Annotated in this window: 20 protein-coding genes and 2 pseudogenes; 9 read left to right on the top strand and 13 right to left on the bottom strand. The window is 65.7% G+C overall.

From position 1 onward, the window contains the following. Positions 1–133: 133 nt before the first annotated feature. Entirely contained in the window at positions 134–1,585 is a 1,452-nt protein-coding gene (locus O3438_RS04050) for an aldehyde dehydrogenase (protein ID WP_269678645.1), read from the top strand. Positions 1,586–1,655: 70 nt separating this feature from the next. Then, entirely contained in the window at positions 1,656–2,033 is a 378-nt protein-coding gene (locus O3438_RS04045; protein ID WP_269678644.1) for a hypothetical protein, read from the top strand. Between the two features lie 25 nt (positions 2,034–2,058). On the opposite strand, the gene O3438_RS04040 is transcribed toward O3438_RS04045, so the two are convergent. Continuing rightward, complete coding sequence (locus O3438_RS04040) at positions 2,059–2,400, bottom strand: GlsB/YeaQ/YmgE family stress response membrane protein (protein ID WP_269678643.1); 342 nt, start codon at positions 2,398–2,400, stop codon at positions 2,059–2,061. Positions 2,401–2,542: 142 nt separating this feature from the next. On the opposite strand from O3438_RS04040, the gene O3438_RS04035 reads away from it, so the two are divergent. From O3438_RS04035 to O3438_RS04025, 3 genes are all read left to right on the top strand, one after another. Further along, a complete protein-coding gene (locus tag O3438_RS04035; protein ID WP_269678642.1) occupies positions 2,543–3,196 on the top strand; it encodes a hypothetical protein in 654 nt (217 codons plus the stop codon). Positions 3,197–3,200: 4 nt separating this feature from the next. Further along, entirely contained in the window at positions 3,201–4,439 is a 1,239-nt protein-coding gene (locus tag O3438_RS04030; protein WP_269678641.1) for a DUF6357 family protein, read from the top strand. A 693-nt stretch (positions 4,440–5,132) separates the two neighbouring features. Then, entirely contained in the window at positions 5,133–7,685 is a 2,553-nt protein-coding gene (locus O3438_RS04025) for a toll/interleukin-1 receptor domain-containing protein (protein ID WP_269678640.1), read from the top strand. A 363-nt stretch (positions 7,686–8,048) separates the two neighbouring features. Here the strand turns inward: O3438_RS04025 and O3438_RS04020 are convergent, their stop codons facing one another. From O3438_RS04020 to O3438_RS04005, 4 genes are all read right to left on the bottom strand, one after another. Then, entirely contained in the window at positions 8,049–8,579 is a 531-nt protein-coding gene (locus tag O3438_RS04020) for a VOC family protein (RefSeq protein WP_269678639.1), read from the bottom strand. 45 nt (positions 8,580–8,624) lie between these two features. After that, positions 8,625–9,473 carry an alpha/beta fold hydrolase gene (locus O3438_RS04015; protein WP_269678638.1) on the bottom strand — a complete coding sequence of 283 codons (849 nt, stop codon included), beginning with the start codon at positions 9,471–9,473 and terminating at the stop codon, positions 8,625–8,627. A 201-nt stretch (positions 9,474–9,674) separates the two neighbouring features. Further along, a complete protein-coding gene (locus O3438_RS04010) occupies positions 9,675–10,937 on the bottom strand; it encodes a helix-turn-helix domain-containing protein (RefSeq protein ID WP_269678637.1) in 1,263 nt (420 codons plus the stop codon). Further along, on the bottom strand, positions 10,924–11,085 hold the full coding sequence (locus O3438_RS04005; protein ID WP_269678636.1) for a hypothetical protein: 162 nt from the start codon (positions 11,083–11,085) through the stop codon (positions 10,924–10,926). Before O3438_RS04005 ends, O3438_RS04010 begins: the two co-directional genes overlap by 14 nt. Before the next feature lie 227 nt (positions 11,086–11,312). Between O3438_RS04005 and O3438_RS04000 the strand changes: the two genes are divergently transcribed. Further along, a complete protein-coding gene (locus tag O3438_RS04000) occupies positions 11,313–12,671 on the top strand; it encodes a hypothetical protein (RefSeq protein ID WP_269678635.1) in 1,359 nt (452 codons plus the stop codon). 42 nt (positions 12,672–12,713) lie between these two features. Continuing rightward, positions 12,714–13,202, top strand: coding sequence for an NUDIX domain-containing protein (locus tag O3438_RS03995; protein ID WP_269678634.1), 489 nt, complete (start codon positions 12,714–12,716; stop codon positions 13,200–13,202). Positions 13,203–13,315: 113 nt separating this feature from the next. Here the strand turns inward: O3438_RS03995 and O3438_RS34170 are convergent. From O3438_RS34170 to O3438_RS03970, 6 genes and pseudogenes are all read right to left on the bottom strand, one after another. Further along, positions 13,316–13,717: pseudogene (locus O3438_RS34170) on the bottom strand (NF041680 family putative transposase); the annotation flags it as partial. 28 nt (positions 13,718–13,745) lie between these two features. Further along, complete coding sequence (locus O3438_RS03990; RefSeq protein WP_269683557.1) at positions 13,746–14,630, bottom strand: IS3 family transposase; 885 nt, start codon at positions 14,628–14,630, stop codon at positions 13,746–13,748. 2 nt (positions 14,631–14,632) lie between these two features. After that, positions 14,633–14,932 carry a transposase gene (locus tag O3438_RS03985; protein WP_269678633.1) on the bottom strand — a complete coding sequence of 100 codons (300 nt, stop codon included), beginning with the start codon at positions 14,930–14,932 and terminating at the stop codon, positions 14,633–14,635. A 49-nt stretch (positions 14,933–14,981) separates the two neighbouring features. After that, positions 14,982–16,064 (bottom strand): annotated as a pseudogene (locus O3438_RS03980) (transposase); the annotation flags it as partial. A 307-nt stretch (positions 16,065–16,371) separates the two neighbouring features. Then, a complete protein-coding gene (locus O3438_RS03975; RefSeq protein WP_269678632.1) occupies positions 16,372–16,740 on the bottom strand; it encodes a hypothetical protein in 369 nt (122 codons plus the stop codon). A gap of 91 nt (positions 16,741–16,831) precedes the next feature. Then, the gene (locus O3438_RS03970; protein ID WP_269678631.1) at positions 16,832–17,515 is read right to left on the bottom strand and encodes a hypothetical protein; all 684 of its coding nucleotides are present in this window, start codon (positions 17,513–17,515) and stop codon (positions 16,832–16,834) included. Positions 17,516–17,745: 230 nt separating this feature from the next. Between O3438_RS03970 and O3438_RS03965 the strand changes: the two genes are divergently transcribed. Continuing rightward, the gene (locus O3438_RS03965) at positions 17,746–19,815 is read left to right on the top strand and encodes a hypothetical protein (protein ID WP_269678630.1); all 2,070 of its coding nucleotides are present in this window, start codon (positions 17,746–17,748) and stop codon (positions 19,813–19,815) included. Positions 19,816–19,982: 167 nt separating this feature from the next. Further along, positions 19,983–20,381, top strand: coding sequence for a hypothetical protein (locus tag O3438_RS03960; protein ID WP_269678629.1), 399 nt, complete (start codon positions 19,983–19,985; stop codon positions 20,379–20,381). Positions 20,382–20,451: 70 nt separating this feature from the next. On the opposite strand, the gene treZ is transcribed toward O3438_RS03960, so the two are convergent. Together treZ and treY are read right to left on the bottom strand one after the other, a co-directional pair. After that, positions 20,452–22,176, bottom strand: a complete 1,725-nt coding sequence (treZ, locus tag O3438_RS03955) for a malto-oligosyltrehalose trehalohydrolase (RefSeq protein ID WP_269678628.1) — start codon at positions 22,174–22,176, stop codon at positions 20,452–20,454. Then, a complete protein-coding gene (gene treY / locus O3438_RS03950) occupies positions 22,173–24,479 on the bottom strand; it encodes a malto-oligosyltrehalose synthase (RefSeq protein ID WP_269678627.1) in 2,307 nt (768 codons plus the stop codon). The genes treZ and treY overlap by 4 nt, the downstream gene beginning before the upstream one ends.

Here is a 24,479-nt window from a genome sequence, read left to right as displayed (position 1 = left end):
ACTCAGCGTCTCCACCGACCGCGACGGACTCGGCGACTCTGCCGAGTCCGTCGCGCGGATGGTCCGCCCGGCCGCGCGCCGACATCCACTCTGCCCGCATACCTCCACCCCTTCTCATCTCAAGGAATAGAACGTGACTGTGCGCGACAAGCTCTACATCGGTGGTTCCTGGGTGACCCCCAGCGCGCCGGAGCTGATGCTCGACATCCTGTCCCCGCACGACCAGTCGGTGCTCGGCCGCGTGGCGCAGGCCGCACCAGCCGACATCGACAAGGCTGTCGCCGCCGCGCGTGAGGCGTTCGACCACGGTCCGTGGCCGCGCACCTCGCCGAAGGAGCGCCAAGACATCGTGCGTCGTTACGACGCGCTGCGTGCCGCCCGGGCGGACGAGATCGCCGCGGCGATCTCCAGGGAGAACGGCTCGGCAGGCTGGTTCACCAAGATCGGTCAACCCTTCCTGACCCGTCAGACCAACGCCTACCTCCAGGCGGCCGAGGAGTTCGGCTGGGAGGAAATCGTCGCGCCGTCCGACCCTTCGGTGGCCTTCGACACCATCGTCCGGCGCGAGGCAATCGGTGTGGTCGCCGCGGTCATTCCGTGGAACTCCCCGTTCTCCGCCGCCACCGCGAAGCTGATCCCGGCTCTGCTGGCGGGCAACACCGTTGTGCTCAAGGTTTCCCCGGAGAACTCGCTGAGCATGATGCTGCTGGCGGACCTCTGGCACGAGGCCGGGCTGCCCGAAGGCGTCCTCAGTGTGCTCCCGGCGGACCGGGAAACCAGCGAGCACCTCGTCTCGCACGCCGACGTCGACAAGATCTCCTTCACCGGCTCGACCCGCGCCGGCCGGCGGATCGCGGCAATCGCCGGGGAGCAACTCAAGCGCGTCGGTCTGGAACTGGGCGGCAAGTCCGCCGCACTGATCCTGGACGACGCGGACCTGGCCGCCGCGATGCAGGGCCTGCGGTTCGGATCGCTGGGCAACAACGGCGAGGCATGCATCCTGCAGACCCGCATCCTGGCTCCACGCAGCCGTTACGAGGAGGTTGTCACCGCCGTGAAAGACATGGTCGAGTCGCTGAAGGTCGGCGACCCCGCCGCATCCGACACCTTCATCGGCCCCATGATCCGCCGCGACCAGCAGCAGCGTGTCATCGACTACATCACCATCGGCATCGAGGACGGCGCGCGTCTGGTGACCGGCGGCCCGCAGATCCCCGCCGGCCTGGAGAAGGGCAACTACGTCACCCCGACCGTGTTCGCCGACGTCGACAACGGCATGCGCATCGCGCAGGAGGAGATCTTCGGCCCGGTCCTGGTCGTCATCGCCTACGACGACGATGACGACGCCGTGCGGATCGCCAACGACTCCGAGTACGGCCTGTCCGGCGGAATCTGGTCCGCGGACGTTGCCCGCGCCCTGGCCGTCGCCCGCCGGCTGCGCACGGGCACCGTCACGCTGAACGGCTCGCCGATCAGCTTCGACGGACCCTTCGGTGGCTACAAGGCCAGCGGTCTCGGCCGCGAGTACGGCAAGGTCGGCCTGACCGGCTACGTCGAGCACAAGTCGATCACCCGCACCCGGTGATCGTGAGATCTTCGATGGGAAGAAGCCGCGCTCCGAGCACGGGTTGCCCGCCGCTGCCACCATCGGTCCGGTGAACGTTCGTCGCCTGGCGGCCATCGACATGCACGGCAGCCGGGGAACCATCCGCCGACGGCGGATCATCCTGGCCGAGTTCCTCGTCGGCGTGGTGCTGATGGTGGCGTGGGGCGGTTGGCTGCTGACGACGTCGGACGGCTTCGGCACCCGGGCGTTCGGCCTGTGGTTGGTCGGCGCGGGTCTCAACTACGCGCCACTGTCGGTGTACGCGCTCGCACTGATGCGGCCCGGCGCCCTCGACGCCGAGCTGGCTGGGGTCGACATCGACGGTGAACTGCGCCGGTACACAGTGCTTCAGCTCTGGGTCTTCGTACCGCTGTCGCTGGTGACCTTCGCCGTCCGCGACGCCCTGGCCCGGCGTAGGGCCGGATGACGGCCGACTGAGCGGGATCGGCTCGTCAGCTCTTGGCCTTGCTGCGACGGGTGCGCCGACGAGGGGTTTCGTCGCCGCCGGCAAGGCGGGTGAAGGTCAGCATGTTCGCCAGCGCCACGGCGATGATCGCGAGGCCGACCTGGATCGCGAGCACGATCCAGTCCCAGCGCAGCACCCACACCTTCACACCGGCGTCGTCGTCGACATGGAGTGCCCTGGCGACCACTGTGCCCAGCACCGCCGAGCCGACGCCGAGCACGAACGTGGCGAAGACGCCGATCCGTTGCCTCCCCGGCAGGATGAGTCGCCCGAGCAGGCCGACGAGGGCGCCGATGAGCACCGCGCCGAGATAACCGGTTACCAGCATTGCTGTCTCTCCCCTCCAGCAGTGCCGACATACATGCCCGAAACTCACGTTCCCGGAAACCCCGCCCCGATCAGGGGCCACGGTGATGTCACCCGGACCCACTAATCTGGCGGAGCTTTCGCACCCGACCGAAGGACGCAGCATGGCCCGCCCCTACCAGCCCGGCCCGAAGCAGTTCGTCTTCGCCACCGGTGACGGCGACGACCACCGCGTCACGGTCGGCGACCCGCAGGAGGCGTACGTGGCGTTCTCCGCGTTCTTCCGAGGTCGGGAGGCTGACACGTACACGATCGCCGACGCACCGGCGCAGCAGCGCCTGGTGCTCATGCCGCGCCGGGGGGTCATCTCCCGGATCACCGAGGCGGGCCACCAGCGGTCGGAGCACCTCCTGGTCGACAGGGCCAACCGCTACCTGCCGAGTGCGATGCTGTTCTTCGAGAACGGGTACGCCGGCCTCGACCACTTCGGCCAGTGGTTCTCCGACCTCGCCGATCTCGACGCGTCACCGGAGACCCGGGGTGCCGCCCGCGCCGCCACGTTCACGACGGAGGCCGCGGCCATCGACGAAGTGGGCCGGATCTGGGCGGATTCCGGCTACGTCGACCCGACCGACCAGTACTACATCTTCTTCGATTCGAAGGACGTCGACGACGACCGGGCCGACCGCGCCGAACTGCTCCAGTTGATCGAGTTCCTCGGCCTCGAACGGGTCGACGCCCCGGCTGGTGCCGCCGGGGGTGAGGTCTGGGTGCGCTCCGACCCACGCCTCGACGCCCAATGCGAACAGTGGGCGTGACGAGGTGAGGGACGTCGTCTTCACGCGTCGCAGCGGCTGGATCCCGACGGTCATCCACGAGGCGGGCGAGCTGAAGCTGAAGCTCGGCGCCGGGGCCGACGCCAACCACGACCCTCGCGAGTTCACGGTCCCGATCTCCGAAGCCCACCTCGCGGTGATCCGGGAGGACCTGGCCAGACATCTCCTGCTGTGGAGTGCTGTCCTTCCGCTGTGCGAGGCCGCCGGCACCGAGGGCCGGCTCGACGAGACCGCCGCCGTCGCGCTCCTGGACCCGGTCCTGCTCGCCCCGCCCGCTGACGTGGACGCGCTCTTCCGGCGCATCCCGTGGCACCAGAGCCGGCTCGTCGCACACGGCGCCGACATCCGCCTCCTGGAGCGTGGGGAGGTCTACGACGCGATGCGCACGGCGACCGCGACGGCGAACGAGAAGCGTGCCCAGGGGTATCACGCGGACCGCCGTCGCGCCGAGCGCGGGATGGTCCTCGGGCCACTCGACGCGGCGATCCTGCGGTACACGGGCCAGTATCTGCACGGCGCGACGATTCCGAGGCGGAACCCCGACGCCGTCGACACCGCGCTGCTCCCCCAGGTCATGCGCGTGATCGCCACCGCCGAGCAGGCGTGCGCCGGCATGCGGATCAACCTCGACCCGCGCCGGGGAAACCGGGCCACTGACAAACGCGACTGGGAACGGATGACGGCGGCGGTCGACGCGGCCGTGCGCCGCGCGTACCCCGAGCTTGTCGATGACGCGGTGCGGACGGTGAGCTTCCTGATGTGCGCGGAGGCCGCGGCCCGCGCCAAGAGCACGCCGCCGGAAGAGGACGACCTCGGTGTGGGTGCGACGAAGACGGCCCTGACCTTCACCGACGACAAGGGCGGCGAGAAGACGTGGCTGCGAGACGGCCCGCGCGGTGCCTCCGCCGAGTTCTGGGAGTTCGTCGCCGAGCGCTCCGCCGGGGACAACGAGGTGTTCACCATCGAGGACGAGGAGATGGGCGAGGGGATCCAGCTGCACTTCTACGCGGACTCCGTCGCCCGGATCACGACGGTGCGGCCGGGGGAAGACGGGTCGGATCCGGAGTACCAGGTCGAGTACGGCCTGGTCGACGGGATCAGCGGGTACCGGCAGCTGGTGAGCGCGTTCGTGCGCGGCGGCTGCGCCGCACTCGACCAGCACGGGCCCTGGATGTCCGACGTCGCCGAGTTCGAACGCGCGCGTCGTCCGAGCAAAGCCCGATAGTCCCAGCCCTTTCCGAGCTGCGTCGTGACTAACTCGGGCGGAGGCGGCCGTCAGCGGGTGAGGCTCACCAGCGTAGCCAGCCGCGCCACGCCAGCCGGCGCCGGCTGCGCGCGGGCGACATCGACGATGACGGTACGCGCCAACGGCTGGCACCGATTCTCAGCAGGCACGGCATCCTCCGCGTCGACGATTCTGTACGGCGCAGCGCAGAACACCGACCTAGACACCCGCTCCCGAGTCGGCGCGTGGTCCAGGTTCGATCGGGTGGTCGGGTCGGCAGCCGCGCGTGGCGCGGAGCATCGAAGCGATCTGGGGGCAGAGCGTGCTCGATGATCTAAGCGCAGTGACTCAACAAGCCGATACCCTGTCTCGGATCTTGACGACCTCGCGCCCGGTAGGCGAAAGGACGCAGTAGACGAACCTACTTATTCAAGATCTGTAGGCACCAGCCCCGAGGACGGCGACACGATCCTCCTACATCACCTTCAAGCCAAGATGCGGGACGTTGGCGTAGCCTACTGATCCTTGTTGAGCCTCGGCGGCGCGGCCCGCCTGATCTGTTGCCTCGCATTCGATAACGAGCCCTTCGCAGCATGACAGCACGCATGCCGCATCGCTACAATGTCCTGCGGTCAGATTTGATCATCTAGGTTCGAGATCTTCTGGTGAGCCGAGCGGGATCCGAGGTCAGCCATGTCCAGCAACAAGGGAAGCGCCGCGAGAGTTTTCTTCTCTTACTCCCGTCAGCAATCGGAGATCGTCCACTCTGTGGCCAGGGAACTAGGCCGTCCGTTCGCTGCGATCGACACATACGAATTCAAGGCCGCAGACGATCTAGTCGCAGCAATGGAAGCCGCAGTCGCAGATGCCTCGGTCTTTGCCTTCTTTGCCAGCAAGGAATCCATGTCTTCCGCATGGGTCAATTTCGAAAGTCGAGAAGCGCGATACCACACTGCACTCGGACGCATCAAGAAGGTTATCGTTGTCGTCCTCGATGACCGCATTCGAGAGACAGATTTTCCCGAGTGGATGCTGCGCTACAAGTTCGTTAGGTCGAAGTCTCCAAAACCGATTGCGCGCGCGATTCGTGGTTTAGTGGACGAGCTGGTGGAGGCACAGCAGAGCCGATTCTTTGTTGGCCGCGGCAAGGAAGCAGCAGCATTGCAGGCAGCCCTCGTGCATCCCGAATCGGCGATGCCGGCGTCGCTTGTCACACTGACTGGCCTCCCAGGGATCGGACGCAAGACGCTCCTAACCCGCGTCGTTCGAGATTCAATCGGAATCGACCGAATAATCAAAATTGACGTCGAAGATGGCGATTCAATCCAAGACCTTACAACAAAACTAGCCGACCTCGTTGAAGTCGTCGCCAATCCGAGCGATTCACTGAAAGTCGTCAAAGAAATACAAGCACTTAACGAAGGATCTGCCGTCCAACGTTTCGCGCGCTACGCAAAAGATGTGGCCACCGCAAGAGAAATGGTCGTGTTGTATGACAGTGGCGGGCTAATTGACGGAGCGGGAGCAGTTCGTCGGGTCGTACGGGATATTCTGCTAGAACTGGGCAAAGATTCAAGCGTTCTTGTTGCCATAGTAAGCAACAGAAGGCCTCTTTGGAGACTTACCCCAGAACTTGAAGGCAATGCGATTGTGCGTGTCGAACCTTTACCCACGCTCGACATGCGCCAGTTGATCGCATTGCAGGCCCGGGCTCGCGGCATCACCTTAACCAGCTATCAGCTCAATCTAATGGCTGAGCAAGCCCGTGGTTATCCCCCCGCGGCAAACATTCTTACGCAGATGGCAGAGGCATACGGAGCGGAACTTGCCTCCAGGCCGATGGGCAGAACGTCGACGTACAGTCCTCGACCACTCGGTAGATATCTTCGAACACTAACTCATGACTCAGTCGAGCGCTCCATCCTTCAGGTTCTCTCAGGCAATAGTCCACTTCCAATACAGCTAATAGAGCAGGTACTCAAGGGGCCAGTGGAAGCTATTCGCGCAGGAATAGTCAAACTTATCGACACCTCTCTAGTCATCCCAGACGGTACGACCGGCTGGTATCGCATCGCCGATCCCGTTGTCGAGTTCGTAGAGCGCGAATATCACGGCTGCACTCGAGAGCAGTATCAGGACGTGGCCGAGGCACTAAAGAGTTTCCTGGAGAACGACGAAGAAGAGCGATCTTATTTTGAGTTGGAGCGAGTTCGTTTTCGGGCATTACTGACGAGCGGGCAGCGACATGGCGGAACCGAGGCCATGTCCCTCTTTGCAGACTGGGTACGGCTAGCTGCCAGTTTCTATCATCGACGAAATTACGAACGATCACTCGAGATCGCTCAAGCTGCTTTAGAATCGAGACCCAGCGAACCTGGACCCTTGTACTGGGCCATACGCTCACAGGTTCGCCTAGGCGACTTCGATGGCGCCCTCTCGGGGTTAGAAGGGCTTGTCAAACTTGGCCGAGGACGGGATGCGAACTTCCTCAGAGGCTTCTTGGAGCGACATCGAGGTCGCCACAAGGAGGCGACGCGATTTTACGAACGCGCGTTGACCGATGGCTATGGTGGCTTGGCTATTCACCGCGACCTAGCTGAATGCTATTTGCACCTTGAACGCCTCGACAAAGCGCTTTATCACGTGGAGATTGCGCGGTCGCTACAAGCAGAAAACCGCTTCATTATCGATCTTCAGATCAAGATTCTCTGTCGCGAAAAGAAGGAAGTTGAAGCACGCGATCTCCTAGCTCAGCTCGAAGCCGTGGATGATCAATCGTTTGCAGCTCACCGCCGATCTCGAGTCGCATACGAGTTCGGAAACTACGACGAGGCTTACCAGGCGGCTCGACGAGCCGCAACCTCAGCCGAACGGCCAGCGTTTGAGGTCTTGGCAAATTTGGCGCTTTGCGAGGTGATAACAAACAGATTGGAAGACGCCCAGCAAACGTTGGACCAATTACGTCAGCTTTATCGAGCTCAACGGAAAGACGTCCAGACTGGCATTCGGGTTCAGCTACTGATAGCTCAACGCGATTACGAATCTGCGCTCGTGGCCTGTTCAAGCTTCGAGGATAGCGAGCGGCCACAACACCTTTGGCTGCAGTTCCAAGCAATCGAAGGCATCTTGAAACACGCCCCGCTGAACTCAGCCAAGCGATCCGAATATGAGACTCGAGTTCGAAATCTAGGTCAGCTGCTGACAAAGCGATTCGGACGATTGGATTGGGATATTGATCCTGAATGAAAGCAAGTCTCGCGTCCGCGATAGCGGGTTCGCCTACACGGCGCAATGTTACGAGTCACCACCTCCGGGGTAACTTTTGTCGTGACCATGGAGGTTTACTACGCTGAGCGACCTTGCCACCCCACTCAGGTAGGACGGCTCTTCTCAAACTGGACTACAGCCGCAAGGCCAACACTGCGCATCGCGGCTTCCAGTTTCATGGGTGATCTCAGCGCGGCGCTGACGAAGGCTACGCCGCACCCGGATGGGCTGACGGCGGCGGCCTGTCCGTCACGACAGCCGTCGCGGCTGTGCATCCGTCGAACCTTCCGACAGCGTCGGCATTACCGCGACTTGACTGGGCGGATCCTTATCGCGCCTCGCTCAGTCCTCGTCCTGCCACCTGCGCACATCCGTCTGGTCGTGATAGGGCATGCGGTCCGGCGTGGTGATGAACTCCATCGTCGTGCCCCAGGGCGTACGGCAGTAGCAGACCCTGTTTCCCGGACCTTGTTCAGTTGTGTAGGGAATAGGGCGAGGCTCCGTGAGGGGGGTGCCTCCGGCCCTTTTCAAGCGCTCGACCGACGCGTCGATGTCGTCGGTGTAGAGGCCGAAGTGCGTGATGCCGAAGTCGCTCGGTCGGACCGGCTCGGCTTGTTGGGGGCCGTGCATTTCGAAAAGCTCGAAGTCGGGCCCGGTGCCGATCTTGACCATCGCCTGTGCGCGCACGACCGTTCCGGGGTGAGCACCGACGGCCCGCTCGAATTCGGGTCCCTGCCGAGGCGGATCCTGCGGTCCGAAGGACTGATAGATCACCTGGGCACCGAAGGCTTCCACGAAGAACGTCTTCGCGGCTTCGATGTCGGGCACCGTGATGCCGATGTGGTTGACGCCGCGAATGACAGGTGCGCTCATGACAGCTTTCCCTTCTTGATGAGCCGATCGGCGCGGTCGCAGGTGTCACGTGGCCTGAAGGAAATCGATCAGAGCTGCTGCGACGTCATCCGGCCGTTCCTCCGCGAGGTAGTGGCTGGACCGCGCGATCGGGCCGCCCGTCACGTTGCCGGCGAACTCCTTCAGCATCGGCACCATCTGCGCACCGAAGCGCTGGTCCCCGCCGAGACCCAGCACCGGAATCTCCAGCGGCTTCTTCTTGTACTCGAGCGCGGCAGCATGGTCGGCGGCGAGGGTCCGATACCACTCCAGACCACCGCGGGTGCGCCCCGGAAGCGCCATCGCTTTCGCGTAGATGTCGATGTCCGCCGGATCGAAGCTGCTGTGGTCGTAGAACCGCTCAGCTATGAAGGTCGACACGTAGTCGTACTCGCGGCCGTGGATCAGGCGCTCGGGTAGGTCCCGGTTCGTGTGGAAGCTGAAGTGCCAGAGTTTCCCGGTCGCCGCCTCCCAACCGGTCCAGCCGGGAAGCGGAACGTCGAGGACGGCCAGGTGGGTGACAGCCTGCCCATAGATGGCGGCCTGCGGCAGGGCGACCATCCCGCCGATGTCGTGTCCGCACACGGCGTAGCGCTCATGCCCAAGGGCAACCATGACCTCGTGCGCGTCGCCCGCCATCGTCGCCTTGTCATAGCCGTCGAGGGGGCAGTCGGAGAAGCCCGCGCCGCGCATGTCGATGGCCACCACGCTGAAACGCTCAGCCAGCAGCGGCATCACACGGTGCCAACCCCACCACGTTTCCGGCCACCCGTGCAGCAGGAGGACCGGCGGGCCGGAGCCTCCCGTGACAGCGTTGATCTTGATGCCATTCGCCGACACCAACTGCTGGGTGAACCCCGTCAACGCTGCGATCATGATCGCTTTCCCGTCAGATGGTGACGTTCGAAGAAGCTCGCGGCCAACGCTCAGGGGTGTCGCGCCAGGCGTCGATATCGCTGCTGTCGCCACCACGAACCGTCACATCGGCCATGATTGAGCGGTTCTCAGGCGTCTCAGATCAAGCTACCGCGACCAGGCAGGTCCCGGGCAGGTAACTGGTCAGGTCCCGACTGAGTCTCACCGGGTGAGGCCGACCAGCGCCGCCAGTCGCGCCACACCGGCCGGCGCCGGCTGCGCGCGGGCGACATCCGCGATGACGGTACGCGCCGACGCCCGCCACCGAACCTCAGCGGGCGCGGCATTGTCCGCGTCCACCAGGGCGCGCGCCGCCCCGCGCACGTCACCCAGATGCACGTACGCCCGCGCGACGTCGACCAGGTACGCACCCCGATGCTCAGCCGGCAACCGCCGCCACCCCTCCCGCCGCACGACGCTTGAGTGCCTCCGTAACGCCTCGACGGCGTCACCCCGTTGTGCCGCAATGAGAACCCGGGCCAGCTCGACGGCGACCGGCCCGAAGCTGGTGCGCTGTGCGTCGTCGTACCCCCGAAGGTTGGCGGCGACGCCCGCAGCCCGGTCGGTCAGCTCGTCGGCGCGGCGATGCTCGCCGCAGCCGGCGGCAGCAAGCGCGGCCTGCACCAGCAACGTCCCACCCACCGCCCTCCCCCGGTGATCGCCCTGCCCCTCACCTCCACTCCCGCCTTCGCCCTCGCTCCCACCCTCGTGATCAAGACGTTTGCGGCAGGTTTGATCTCCAAAAGCGCCGCAAACCTCTTGATCACCGGAGTGGGCCGACGATGGCAGGACGCGGTTGGCGGCGGGGAGCAGCGCGGCCAGGGCCAGGCGGTCGCGGCCCTGCGCGCGCAGCGCCTGACCCACCGAGATGGTCGCGGTCGCCGCGAGCAGCCTGTCGTCTCCGGCGGCGGCCATCGCCCGGTCGGCGGCCAGCCAGGCCAGGTCGGCCTCGCCGAGCTTGACCAGCACAGACGAGGTGATCCGGTACGCCTGCACCAGCACCTCTGCTCTCTGCGCGGCCCGAGCGGCGTCGAGCAGACCCGGCACCACCCGGACCAACTGCCCGTAGTGCGCGTGCTGGTAGGTCAACCAGGCATGCCCGACCTGTCGCCTCAGCTCGTCCGTCTGCGGTGGAGCCTGCGGGATCTCGTAGCGGGCGAGCGCGGCCCGGATGTCGTCCACCCCGTCCGGAGTGCCAGCCGGAGTGCTCCGCGGCTGACCGAGCAGCACCTCCGGCTCCACCCGCAGGACGTGGGCCAGTTCCTGGATCACCGAGTACCGGTCCAGGGTGCGGGCACCCCGCTCGATCTTGTCCACCCAGCTCTTCGACCTGCGCAGCCGGTCGGCGAGCATCTGCTGGGTCATCTGCCGCCGCACCCGCCAGCTCGCGACGCGGCGGCCGATAGGGATGTCATCGCTGGTCACGCCGCCACCGCCGGTCCGGGACCGCGCGGGTCGTGTCGTCAACGGGTACGCGCTCCGCCTCGGCCTGAGCGAGAAGGCGCTGCTTGGCAGCCTCCCGCTCGGCCGCCTCTGACAGCTCACTCCAGCTCGTCGGCTGGTCGCCCTGCATCTCTCCACCTCCGTCGACCATGGCGCGACACTCAGCCTCAGCCGCCACCCAGGAACCTCCCTGCAACCAGGCAAGCGGGCTGCCGACTGACACGCCAGATTGCGAGCGATGCGCTCGATTGCTCAGGTCAGGAGGTGGCTTGCGCGAGGTTGCGCAGGTCCCCATCGGACGGCAGAAACTCATAGGCTCATCACTGTTGGTAGTTGGGTGATAGCTGGAGGCGGAACATGGCGAGACCGGTAACAAATGCGGCGTTCGATAGGCTGCTGACTGCCGCCGGTTACGGGAACGCCCATGCCGCATTTGCACGGCAGCTCAATCTCGCCGGCCGAGAGCAGGGTGCCTGGCGGTACGACGCCGCCAGCGTCTATTGGTGGCTACGCGGTCGCCGGCCTGGCGAGCACGTCCAGGCGGCGATGGCCAAAACACTCGCCCGCAAACTCGGGCGTACCGTCTCTGCATCGGAGCTGGGATTCGGCGTTCCCGACGACACCGGAACATGCGCCTACCCCGCTTCCGTCGATGCGGCGATAGATGCCACCGAGCAGATCTGGGTGACGCTCGCCAAGCACCTCGACCGGCAGGTGAACGGAACCTTCGACAGAGGCAAAGCCCTACAGGCGGGGCTCGGCTGGCGATACGACCTGCCCGACGAGACGGTCAGCCGACACGGCTGCCAACAAGTGACCTCCACGGATGTCCAATCGCTTTACACGCTGGCCGATCGCTTCACCGACCTCGACCGGCGTCATGGCAGCGGCTCCCCGCACACCCGTGCCGTCATGGCCGACCTTCTCGTTCGTCAGGTCGGTCCGATGTTGCGGGGCACCTACACCGACGCAGTAGGGCGCGACCTCATGCGCGCGGCCGCAACGCTCGCCGGCCAACTCGCCTTCATGTCCTACGACGCCGGCGAACATTCGATGGCGCAACATCATGTGACCCTCGGTCTGCGGCTCGCGAAGGCCGCTGACGATCGCCTCTACGGCGCTCATCTGCTGGCGAACCTTGCCACTCAGGCAGTGTTCCTGGGCAACGCTCGGGAGGCTGCTCGGCTCGTGGAGGCTGCCATTGACGGGGCCGGCCGTGCACCTGCCGCTGTCCTAACACGGTTACACGCCACCGCCGCTACTGCCTACGGACAGGCCGGCGAGCGACGTGCCTGCCAACTCTCGCTGGACAAGGCGGAGCGTGCTCTTGATCGGATGGACGCAGAGCCGGGCCCACGTTGGGTCGGCTACTTCACGCCGGCTCACCTCGCCGGAGCCGCGCTGAAATGTCTAGGTGACCTGCACCTGTACCCGCAGGCCCTGCGATATGCAGCCGACGCGCTGGTCCTCGGCAGCCAGAACCCCCGAACCAGGGCCCTGCACACGAGCCTTGTCGCTTTGACTCATGCCCGCGCTGGTGACACCGATGCGGCAAGTAACTGGAGCCGTAAGCTGATGGAGGATGTTTCGGGCGTCCAATCGGTGCGCCTTCGCCAGCGCCTCCGCGAACTCACGACCACGCTCCGCCCACACCAGTCATCGCCCGAGGTCAACGAGGTTATGGATGCACTCGCGCCGGGGCCAGCAGCCATCTAGCACGCGAGAGAGCGCCCACGCGTGTCCGCTAGCGTCACTAAGGTGACCTGGACGGAACCCGCCACCTGGTACGCCAACCTGGCTTCCTTCTATGCTGCTGCTGCGGCTTTCATCACTGACCCCAGTGGCAACGTCCTCCTCGTCAAACCCACGTATCGCGACCATTGGGCCTTCCCCGGTGGTTACGTGGACGAGGACGAGTTCCCGCATGAGGCCTGCACCCGCGAGATTCGAGAAGAGTTAGGCGTCGCGCTGACTGTGGGCGATCTTCTCGTAGTCGACTGGGCTCCGCCCACTGGACAGCGTCCCCGCGCGATCGTCAGTTTCACGTTCGACTGCGGGTCCGTCGCCACCCTCGACGGCTTCAACCTGCCGGACGGAGAGTTGGATGACGTCGCCTTCTTTTCGCACCGCGAGTCTGAGCACCGCCTCCCCGGCAACGTCGCCAACCGAGTTGGTGCGGCAGTGCGCGCCCGTGGGCGGCGCGCTCCGATGTACCTTGCAGGCGGCCTGACCTTTCCGGCCCGCTAATGAAAGAGGCGGAAGAAACAGCACCGCCAACGGAGCCGACGGCGGCGGAATCCTAGACTCGTCCGGCCTCTGCCTGAGCCAGCTCCGACTCGGCCATCGCCCTAACTTGATCTTTAACCTGTGCGGCGTGGTCGAGGATTCGTCGATTTCTTCTTGCTGGACTTCTGGCTCGTGGTGTCGCTGCTGGTGACGGTGTGGACGTCGTGGCGGCGGGTGGGTTGGCGGTTGGGTCGTCCGGGTGGCCGTCCAGGGCCTGGCCGGGTGGGTTTCGGTGCACCGGCGGGACAGGCAGTCGTCGGGCGCAGGTGACGAAATCCGCGGCGAACGCGGGCCGGGGTGAGCCGTTCGGGTCGGGCTGGTCGTTCCCACGGGTGGCGTAGGTCGGCGGCGAGGGGCCGGGCCAGCCGGAGTTGAGTGTGGGCAGTGATGATCAGCCAGGTCCATCTGTCGGCCGCGTGCGGGTCGCGCAGTTTCGGCACGGTCCAGCCGAGGGTCTGCTTGAACAGCCGGAATGTCAATCCCCTGGAATCGTGGAGGGCTCCGTTATGCGGCCTGGGCCTCCAGGGCGCGGGTCTCTGATCGCTCGTAGTCGATGGGTGAGCGCCAGTCGCAGACGGAGTGCCGGCGGCGCCGGTTGTAGAAGTCGGTGATCCAGGTGGCGATCTTCAGGCGGGCCTCGGTACGGGTGCGGAAGTGACGGCGGTGCACGTACTCGACCTTGATGGTGGAGAAGGTGGCCTCGGCGACGGCGTTGTCGAAGCACGACCCGACCCGGCCCATCGACTGGCGTACCCTCCACCGGTTGCAGGCTCGGGCGAAGTCGGCCGAGCAGTATTCGCTGCCCCTGTCGCTGTGGAAGATCACCCCTTCGGCGTTGCCGCCGCGGGTGACGGCGGCCATGTTCAGCGCGGCGACGACCAGCCCGGCGTCGTGGTGGGCGCCCATGGCGTAGCCGAGGATGCGACGGGAGTACAGGTCGATGACGGTGGCCAGGTAGAGCTTGCCCTCGTCGGTGCGGATCTCGGTCATGTCGCCGCACCAGGCGACATCCGGTGCCGGTGCGGTGAACACCCGCTTGACCAGGTCCGGTGCGGCCGGACGCTTACCTTGGCGGGTCAGGCCGCGCCGGCGGCGCTTGACCCGGGCGGTTAAGCCCAGCTCGGCCATGAGCTGCGCGATCGTGTTGTCCGATACCTGCCAGCCGGACTCGCGCAGCTCGATGCCGATACGCGGGCTGCCGTAGGTGCCGCCCGAGTCGTCGAACACCTTCTGGACCGCGGCTGCCAGCCGGGCACGCCGATCATCGCGGGGCGTTGGCGGCCGGTCACGCCACTTGTAGAACCACGACTCGGACACCCCCAACGCCCGGCAGGCGATCGCGTGCGGCACGGAATGCTCGGTCCTCTGGGAAGCGATGAACCCGGCCACGCTCACCGGCCCGTCGCCTCCTTGACCCACAGGACCACGGATCGCTTGAGGACATCACGCTCCATCGCCAGCTCGGCGTTCTCCCGCCGCAACCGCGCCAGCTCCGCCCGCTCGTCCTCAGCCAACTGCCCGGCAGCGGCCTCACCGCGCGCCTCGCGGTCCCTCTTCACCCAGTTCGCCAGGGTCCCACTGTTAATCCCCAGGTCACGAGCGACCTGCGCGATCGACTTACCCGTCTCCCGCACGATGCGCACCGCGCCCGCCCGGAACTCCGGATCGAACTGGCGTCTCGTCTCAGCCATGAACCTCTATCCCTCAAGCTCTGGCCTCCACGCTACGAGGGGAAGGGCAGAACGTGTGTTCGATGTCGAAGCGACGCAGGAACGCCTGCCACAACAGGTTCACCATTTCGGTGTCCGGGTCAGCGGCCGGGTCGGCACCGGCGGACCACCACAGCCACACAGGTTTCGCGGTCGCGCCGGAGGGGAGCCGTTGCACGTCGAGACGCACGACAGTGCCTTCCAGGATGGGCAGTTCGGGGCAGTCGGCCCAGGCAGCGCGGCGGGTAAGGCGTGGGTGCAACCGGTGCCAGGCACGCGCGGTCGCCGTGCCGTAGAGCCGGGTCTCGGTCACGGTGGTGACATCCGGGGTGTCCCAGCTGGCCGGGTCACCGAAGATGAACTCGGTGCCGTGTCGTGGTGGCCGGCCGCACTTGGGGCCGGGCACCCACGGCCGCGGGGCGCGACGCAGGACCCGGTCCGAGCGCATCCGGGCCAGGATCCGGACCGGTAGGTCTCGTAGCAGCCAGGCGAGACGGGCCGCGTCGTAGCCGGCATCCATGACCACCCAGATCGCCAGGTCACTGGGCCGCCAGTGCCCGGCGGCGATGAGGCGACCCACGACGTCACGCACCTGCCCAGCGGTAGCCGCAGCCAGGTCCGCACCCGGGACGAGACGAATGGCGTCCAGCGGGGCCGTCCACGAACTACGCCCAGTCTCCAGGGCGACCAGGAACGAGTACGGCCATCCCGGCACCCCGATGTGCTGGTCTTTGCCACGGCCGTAGGTGTGACACAGGATCCGCTCCGGCACAGTGTGCGCCTCCGGCCGCAGCCAGCAGGTGACATCCACGGCCAAAACGATCCGCCCATCGGCGGCCCGTGGGACCGGCATCGAGGCCACCACCGTCCGCAACCGCTGCACATCGATGCGACCAGCGCCAAGAGCGTCGTACAACGCGCCGTGACCTCGGCGATGCTCCGCCACCAGAGACAACGCCGGCAGCGACCGCACCGGCCCGTCCGCACACAACACCGCGTCAGCCAACTCGAACAACGCATCAGCTCGGGCATTCAGACAACGATGCAGTTCCGTACGGAACGTCGCGAGGTCCCCAACCGCACTCTCACGCATGGCGTCATGCACACTGATCATCCCGCAGCCCTTGATCCCGATCTTCTTCCCTCGACAAGAAGAATGATCAATCAAGGGCTGCGGCCATGATCAGCCAGGGTCGATACAAACCAACCCCAGGTTAAAGATCAAGTTAGCTCACCCTCACGGTGGGAAGGCACCTTGCCGCCTAGCGTCGCAGAGTTTGACGATACCGACGTTGTCGTAGCGTCCTGGCAAAATGCGGGCGTGAACGACGCGTTGACGGTACTCAGGCAAAAGTTCGAGTGGGTGGACGGAAGCTTCTTGGTGAGGCTGCGGAGCGAGCCTTTCTGGGACCAGCTTACGTTCAGATGGCTGGAGCAGGGCGATGCAGATGGCCTGCGAACTGTACGCGGGCCAGCACGACTTGCCGCGCTGGCTGGCTGAGGGGTTCTACAAGGTTTCGCACTTTGTGGCAGGGGGGACCTTGCACCTCAACTTTCGTCGACCGCAGCCGGTGCAACGGCTGGCAGCGCTCGTTGTAGCCGTCGATGAACGCGCAGATCCCGTCGGTTAGGTCGGCCACGCCGGTGAAGCTGCCACGGCGGATCGCCTGCCAGCTGATGATCCCAAAGGAGGTCTCCACGATGTTCATCAAGGACCGCTGGTCGGGGCTAAGTGCTTGGCAGGCCGGGCCCGACGTTGAAACGGTGTGAGTGGTGTAGTCGTCGGCCACCACAACACCAGCCAAGCCCGTTTCAGATGAGCGATCGGCAAGTAGACGAGCGTTATTTCCGCAGACTAGCAGCGCCACCGGGGGTGACGGGCTATGGGATTGGGACTGATGGCTCCTTGAGGACGAGAGTTCTCATGTGGTGAAGGACGGCCTGCATAGGATGAATAAAAAGCTCCCGAAAACTGCCGGACTCAGCGTAGGGTCCTACGAACTCGGCGAGTGCCGGGAAAGCAGATATCGCAACCTCCGCATCATCGCGGACAGTCGGCATCAATGATTCATACTCAGCTATTAAAGATCTTACGTAACCTTCGACCGACTTAAGACTTCGAACGATTCCGACTTCAGTGGGAAAGACCTCGCCATCGGCTTGGACGAGATGATTGAATCCCTCCAGCCACAGTTGGGCATCGAGAATCAGCTGCATGAACTCGTCATACTTCCCGATCATTACACGAATGTCGGGTTCGCCGAAAGGGCGGGTCAAAGCATGGGCGCGGAGCATCCTCCTAGACCTCTTGACCACATGATACTGCTCGATCAGCTCCCGCAAGTACTGCTGACGCGTCTCGCGAATGACCAGGGTACGCTCCTCCTCACGCTGGGCTTGCAGCAGCCGAAGGTCGGCGTCACGGTTCGTGGCCTGATAGATCAGCGAGACGGCCCCGCCCAGCACGACGACAAGTACAAACTGGAGAAGTGTTTTGTAGGTCTCAGGCCCAAGGGATCGACTGACGGCCTCACCGCGGGCGACGAGCGCAGCGGCCAGCGTCAAGCCGATGACGCTGCAGGCCACAGTAGAGCGGGTCAGCCGTAGTCGGGTGCCAGCCTGCTCGGTTCTTTGATCAAATGGCCACGAGCGGAACGTAGGACGGACCCAGCGCGACGTAGATCGAACGATGTGGACCCTGAAACGCGAAGATCGAATGAGACTCAGTAGCCTTACCCCCGAGCTTCAGCCAGATAAGCACCTCGCCAGATCGATGCTACAGCGCAGGGGACAACATGGCGATGCCCGCGACCGAGGACGGCCCGACGTTTGACACGAGGGCGGCAGACGCTGTGCGTGCCTGGTCCTCGCGCACCGGCGCTACGCTCATTCCCCTCGCCGAACTCAGCGGCGGGACCGACGCTCGGGTGTACATCGCGGCACTCGATCGGCCGTCCGACGGCTATCACGAAGTGATCGCCAAGCGTTGCTTTCCCCGCAAGGACGGACAGTTCGAATCCGAACGCCTCGTGAAGGCGCGGAGTTCGAATCGTGATTTTGCGGCCGAGCACATCGCCGAACTAGCCGCGGACCCTCTGGCCGTCGGCGACGGTGGCACCCTACTGCTCCAACGGATCGCTGGAGACGCCGAGGTAGGTGAAGGGTATCCGGAGGTACAAACTCTGGCCAACGCGCTCAGTGATCCGTCAGATTGGCAGCGCTGGCCGGGAAACATCGAAGCCCTCGCCGGATCGCTGCTCGGCGCATGGAACCGGGACGTTGAGCGGCCCACCCCTATTGACGCGAAGACCCTGATTCGCTCGATCCTGGGAGACTATCGTCTCGGGCCAGACGGCCCGATAGTAGCTATGGTGCGGGACCAGCAACCCGAGGCCCTGAACCTGGCGCAGGAATGGCTGTCGGTCGAAGGCGAACGAGCTCCCCAGGCGAACCCGTGGGCGCTGTGCTCGGCGGCATCACAATTCGGAGCCGCGACGGTTCTGCAGAATTGGGCCGGACGAATCCACGGTGATCCTCATCCGGGGAATATCATGGTTCCCGTAAACCCGGGACTGCGTGGCAAATTTTGGCTGATAGATCTGAGTCGCTTCCGCGACGATCATCCCCTACCCCTTGATCAGACCTATCTTTGCCTTACCATCCTTGCCGATCGCCTCAAGAATGCCGACGCCGACGAGCAAGCGGAGCTGGTAGATCTTTTGGTTGATCCGGATGCTGCTCCTCGGGTGTTGGCACCGGATGTGACGGAAATCGTCTCGGCATTCCGGAGGGCAGCCCGGCATCGCTTCCGGGGGCGCGGTATCAGTGGGGCATGGGAGAACCTCAACCGGTTAACGCTCTGCGTGAACGGCCTCATTCTTGCGTCGCGCACATCGACGCCGGCGTACCTGCGGAAGTGGTACTGGCGCCTGGCGTGTCGCGCCGCCGGTGAGCTGATGGCAGGTTCCGGCCGAGGTCGATTTCCTTTCCCTCGGACATCCTTGGCATATCCAATTCAAGAGCATGAAGAGCGTTCCAGCCGCTCGAATCTTAACGTGACGCCCATTGAGCCGCCCCGGCCGACACCGACCCGACCTTTCCGCTCACAGAGGTCGATCGTGGCGGCCGCGACGGCGATCGTCTGCTTATCCATTGTCGGGATCGGCGGGCTGACCTATGGTCTTCAGTCTGGGGGCAAACCCGGTGGTTTCGAGCTGAAGGTCGACGCTAACGTCGATTCGCTCGTGATCAACGAGCGGTATGCGAAGCCCGGTGGATTCTACGTCACCGACCTCCGGCCCGCAGACGTTCCTGATCCCCCCGACCGGATCAACTCGTGCCTGAATCGCTACCTCTGGGCCCACAGTCCTGCCATTGGTGGCGTGGATGCCGATACGACCCTCGCTCGCATTTCCATAAAGGCGCAGTCGAAGGAACTGTGGGTCACCGATGCGTCTGTACACCGGGACAGCGGTTTCCTGCAACCGATGCGCGGGACCCTTCTCGGCTGTCCGGGAAAAGGAGGCAACCGACCTCCTCACATCATTGATGTCGATCTCGACTCAGGAGGTATTGCCTTCTTTCCAGAAGAGTCGACTGAACCCGCCACCATGAATGTCCAAATAGCGCCCGGCGGGACCGAGACATTCCTGATGAGCGCACACGTCGCCCAGGCTCACCTCACCTGGCGCCTGACACTCACAATTAAGGACGGCAGCGAGGAAATACTGGTGACGATTGGACCGGACGGTTACGTCATCGGAACCGGCAACGAACACCCCGAGCAGAGGAAATTCGAGACTACCGCCGGTTTCGACTCGACCATGTATCAGTTCCTGGACGGCGATTGGCGGCCCATCCAATGAATCGGATCTCGACCCTGGCTCTGGCACTGACGGCGGCTACGCTACTGATTAACGGATGCAGCGCACGCGGCGAACCCTCGGCACAGGATTCCGTCGCCGCTCCAACCCCGTCCGTCGTTCCATGGGGCACAGCGCAACCGGGCCTCGTCACCCCGGCCTGCCGTCTGGTGACAAAGGCTGATGTCGAACGCGCCGGGGCCGTCTGGGGCGAGCCGAATGGTAATGTCAGCACTCAGATTGAGATGAATGGCATCCGTGTACAGGACGATCGTTGCGTCATCGGCTCGCAGGTCCAGGTAGAGATCCTCGATGTACCGACAGAGAAGGATGCGAAAACCTTATTCGATTCGATCGTCCAAAGCGCTAACGAGGGTGTGGCACCGTTGGCCACCCCGGAATTCGTACCGAACCTCGGTGACCAAGCCAGGCAACTTCCCGGCTGGATGTTTGTCCGCGAAGGCACGAAGGTACTGACGGTAAGTATTACCTACGATCCACCTGCGGGTTTCGCTCCGGCGGACAATATAATGAACCTCTCCCGTGCCGCAGTCGAAAGGCTGCGATGAGCTCGTAGCCGTGGCTGCTGCACATGCCGCAATTCGGTTGCTTCCCGCTTCATGTGACTCGACATCAACGTTATAGCGCCACGATCGCCGCAGTCTCCGCAGGCAGCTCGATCCGGTCCCGCATAACAGTCACGCCCTCCCCCGTAGCCAACAGCACCCGCCGCGCCACACCAGGCAGCGACACCCCCTGCCCCCGCCCAGCGAAGTTCGCCACGACAAGCGTGTCCCCCCGCCGCATCAGCAGGAACTGGTCCCCGTGCTGCACGGACACCGCGCTCATCCGTGGATCCGACAGGTCCGGCACCGACCGCCGCAGCCCGATCAACCGCTGGTAGAACGACAGCATCGAGGCATGCTCAGGCTTGTCCAGCTCAGCCCAGTCCAACCGGGACCGAGTGAACGTCTCCGGGTCCTGCGGGTCGGGCACGTCCCCTTCCGGCCACCCGTGCGACGCGAACTCCCGCCGCCGCCCGGTCCGCACCGCAGAGGCCAACTCCGGCTCCGGGTGCGACGTGAAGAACTGCCACGGCGTAGAGGCCGCCCACTCCTCCCCCATGAACAACATGGGAGTGAACGGCGCGGTCAGCAGCAGCACAGCCCCCACCCGCACCAACGCAGGCGACAGCGAGGCCGAGATCCGATCCCCGGTAGCCCGGTTCCCGATCTGATCATGGTTCTGGAGGTACGCGACCAGCCGATGACCGGGCACCCGCGAGTCGAGGGGCCGCCCGTGGTGGCGGTTGCGGAAGCTCGACCAGGTCCCGACGTGGAAGAACCCGCCCGTCAGCACGTCCGACAGCGTCTCCAGCGAGCCGAAGTCCCCGTAGTAGCCCTGCCGCTCCCCCGTCAGCAACGTGTGCAGCGCGTGGTGGGCGTCGTCGTTCCATTGGGCGTGCAGCCCGAACCCGCCAGCCTCCCGAGGGGTGATCAGCCGGGGGTCGTTGAGGTCGGACTCGGCGATCAGCGACAGCGGGCGGCCCAGGTGCGTCGACAGGGATTCAACAGAAACCGCCAGCTCTTCGAGCAGAGGCACAGCCCGCGAATCCGGCAGCGCGTGTACGGCGTCCAGGCGCAGCCCGTCGACGTGGTAGTCGCGCAGCCACATGAGCACGCTGTCGATGATGTAGCGGCGTACCTCGTCGGAGTGCGGGCCGTCCAGGTTGATCGAGCGGCCCCAACTGTTGCTCTGCTCGGCCAGGTAGGGCCCGAACCGCGGCGCGTAGGCCCCGGAGGGCCCGAAATGGTTGTAGACAACGTCGAGGATCACCCCCAACCCCTTGGCGTGGGCGGCGTCGACGAACCGTTTCAGGCCGTCGGGGCCGCCGTAGGGCTCGTGCGGGGCATACCAGCAGACGCCGTCGTACCCCCAGTTGTGTTCGCCGTTGAAGGCGTTGACCGGGAGCAGCTCGATCAGGTCGACACCGAGGTTCACCAGGTGGTCGAGGCGGTCGATGGCCGCGTCGAAGGTGCCCTCCGGGGTGAAGGTGCCGATGTGCAGCTCGTAGAGGATGCTGCCGGGCAGCTGCCGGCCCGTCCAGGAGGAATCACTCCACTGGAACGCAAGATGGTCGTAGCGGCGGCTCGGCCCGTGCACACCCGCAGGCTGCCACGGGGAACGGGGGTCGGGCAGCGGTGTTTCGTCGTCGTTCAGCAGAAAGGAGTAGTCGGGGCCGGCGTCGGGAACGTCGACCCGCCACCAGCCGTCGGCGGCGGCGTTCATCTCGTGGTCGGTGTTGCCGGCCAGGCGCAGTCGCACCCGGGTGGCGTCCGGCGCCCAGACGGAGAATTCGGTCATGAAGCGGCCTCCTCGGCGGCGGTGAGAGGAGCCAGGAGAGCGACGGGATAGTCGGCCAGAAGATTGTCCAGCGGAGTCTCCCCGCCACTGTAGACCCGCCCGGTGAACAGGTCCTTCACTTCGTGAACAGGAAGCGACAGTGCTGTGTCACACCAGCCGCCGGCACGGGCCAGGCCCAGCGGCAGGCGGGTCGCCACGGTGATCGCACCACCCCGGTCGAACGCCACCACGTGACGGCTCACCGGCCCGTGCGCGGCCACCGGCCGGTAGGTGGTGAACAGCTCCGGGTGCGCCCGCCGCAACCGCAGCGTCCGCGACACGACGAGCAGCTTCGCCGCTCCGTCGGTGTCGACCGGGGGACGCCAGCCGCCGTCGAGGCGTGCCAGCATCTCTCGGCGTACGTCGAAGTCGACCGGCCGGCGGTTGTCCGGGTCGACCAGGGAGTTGTCCCACAGCTCGGTGCCCTGGTAGGTGTCCGGTACCCCGGGCATGGTGAGTTGGATCAGCTTCTGCCCCAGTGAGTTGCACCAGCCGGCCGGGGTGATGGCGGCGGCGAGTTCGGTCAGCTCGTCGTGCAGGCTCGGGTCGTCGTACATTCGGTCGACCACGTCGTGCAGCGCCTGCTCGAAGGCCGGGTCCGGGTCCGCCCAACTGGTCGAGGCCGCGGCCTCCCGGGCGGCCTTCTCGACGTACGCGTGCAGCCGCTCCCGCTCGATCGGCCACGCGCCGACGGCGGTCTGCCAGAGCAGGTGGGCGAACGCCGGGTCGGGCAGCGGAGCGTACTCCATCCAGGTTTTGACCTGCTCCGCCCAACGGCCCGGCAGCTCGCTGAGCACGGCGAGGCGGGCGCGGATGTCCTCGCTGCGTTTGGTGTCATGGGTGGAGAGGGTGGTCATGCTCGCCGGCCAGCGGACCTGCTGGGCGGTGGCGAAGCGGTGGAACTCCGCCGGTGGCACCCCGAAGCGGGTGGGGTTGTCGCCGACCTCGTTGAGCGCCACGAACCGGGTCCACCGGTAGAACGCGGTGTCCTCCACGCCCTTGGCCATCACCGCGCCGGTGAGCTGCGGGAACCGTTGGCCCAGCTCGTCCTCGGGATCGCGCAGGCGGCGGGTGACCGCGTCCAGGGCGCGGGCCAGGTCGGGGCGGCGGCGGCCGGCCTCGGAGCGGGCGGCGGCGAGGTGCCGGGCACCGTCGGGCGGGTAGCCCCGGTAGACGTCGAACGCGGCGGCCAGCTCGGCGAGCGCCGCGCGGGCCTGCTCGGTGGGCACCTCGGGGGCGAGGGCCGCCAACCGGGTCAGCTCGGCGGCGAGCAACTGGGTGGCGGCGGCCATCTTGGTGGAGTGGGTCAGGTCCTCCCAGGAGATCTGCTTGCCGTTGAGGTGGGTGTCCAGCACGGTGAAGTCACCCTCGGCGTCGATGTCGATGAAGAGCCCACCGACCATGGCCAGGGCGTCGTAGCCGGTGGTGCCGTCCACCGGCCAGTCCGGCAGCTCCTCGCCGTACTCCAGGATCTTCTCCACCACGAGCCAGGCGTCCGGTGCGGCCTCCCGCAACCGGGCCAGGTAGCCGGCCGGGTCGCGCAGGCCGTCCGGGTGGTCGACGCGGATGCCGTCGACCTCACCGTCGGCGGCCCAGCGCAGGATCAGCTCGTGGGTGGCGGCGAACACCGCCGGGTCCTCCACGCGCAGACCGGCCAGGGTCGTGATGGCGAAGAACCGGCGGTACGTCAGCTCGGCGTCACCCCGACGCCACGACACCAGCTCGTAGTGCTGCCGGTCGTGCACCGCGCGGGCGTCGCCGTCGCCGGTGCCGTCGGCCACCGGGAAGCGGTGCTCGTGGTAGCGCAGCTCCCCGTCGACCAGCTTGAGGTCGTCCAGGGCGGCCGGGTCGTCGGCCAGGACCGGCAGCAGCAGCCGGCCCCGGTCCCAGTCGATGTCGAACCAGTCGGCGTACGACGAGTCGCGCCCCCGGCGCAGCACGTCCCACCAGGCCGGGTTGGCCGGCGCGACGGCGATCCCGGCGTGGTTGGGCACGATGTCGACGACCAGGCCGAGCTGCTTGTCCCGCAGGGCGCGCAGCAGCCGCTGCCGGGCGGCCTCCCCGCCCAGCTCCGGGTTGACCTCCCGGTGGTCCACCACGTCGTAACCGTGCTGGGAGCCGGGCGTCGCGGTCAGCAGCGGGGCCGTGTAGAGGTGGCTGACACCGAGGTCGGCGAGGTAGTCGAGGATCGCGGCGGTCGCGTCCAGGTCGAAGCCGGGGCGGACCTGGATGCGGTAGGTGGCCTTCGGAGGGGTGGCCGGCAT

Source organism: Micromonospora sp. WMMC250, assembly GCF_027460215.1.
GTDB lineage: Bacteria > Actinomycetota > Actinomycetes > Mycobacteriales > Micromonosporaceae > Micromonospora > Micromonospora taraxaci.
The sequence above is the reverse complement of the archived record's forward strand: the minus strand, read 5'-3'. Positions and strand labels throughout refer to the sequence as shown.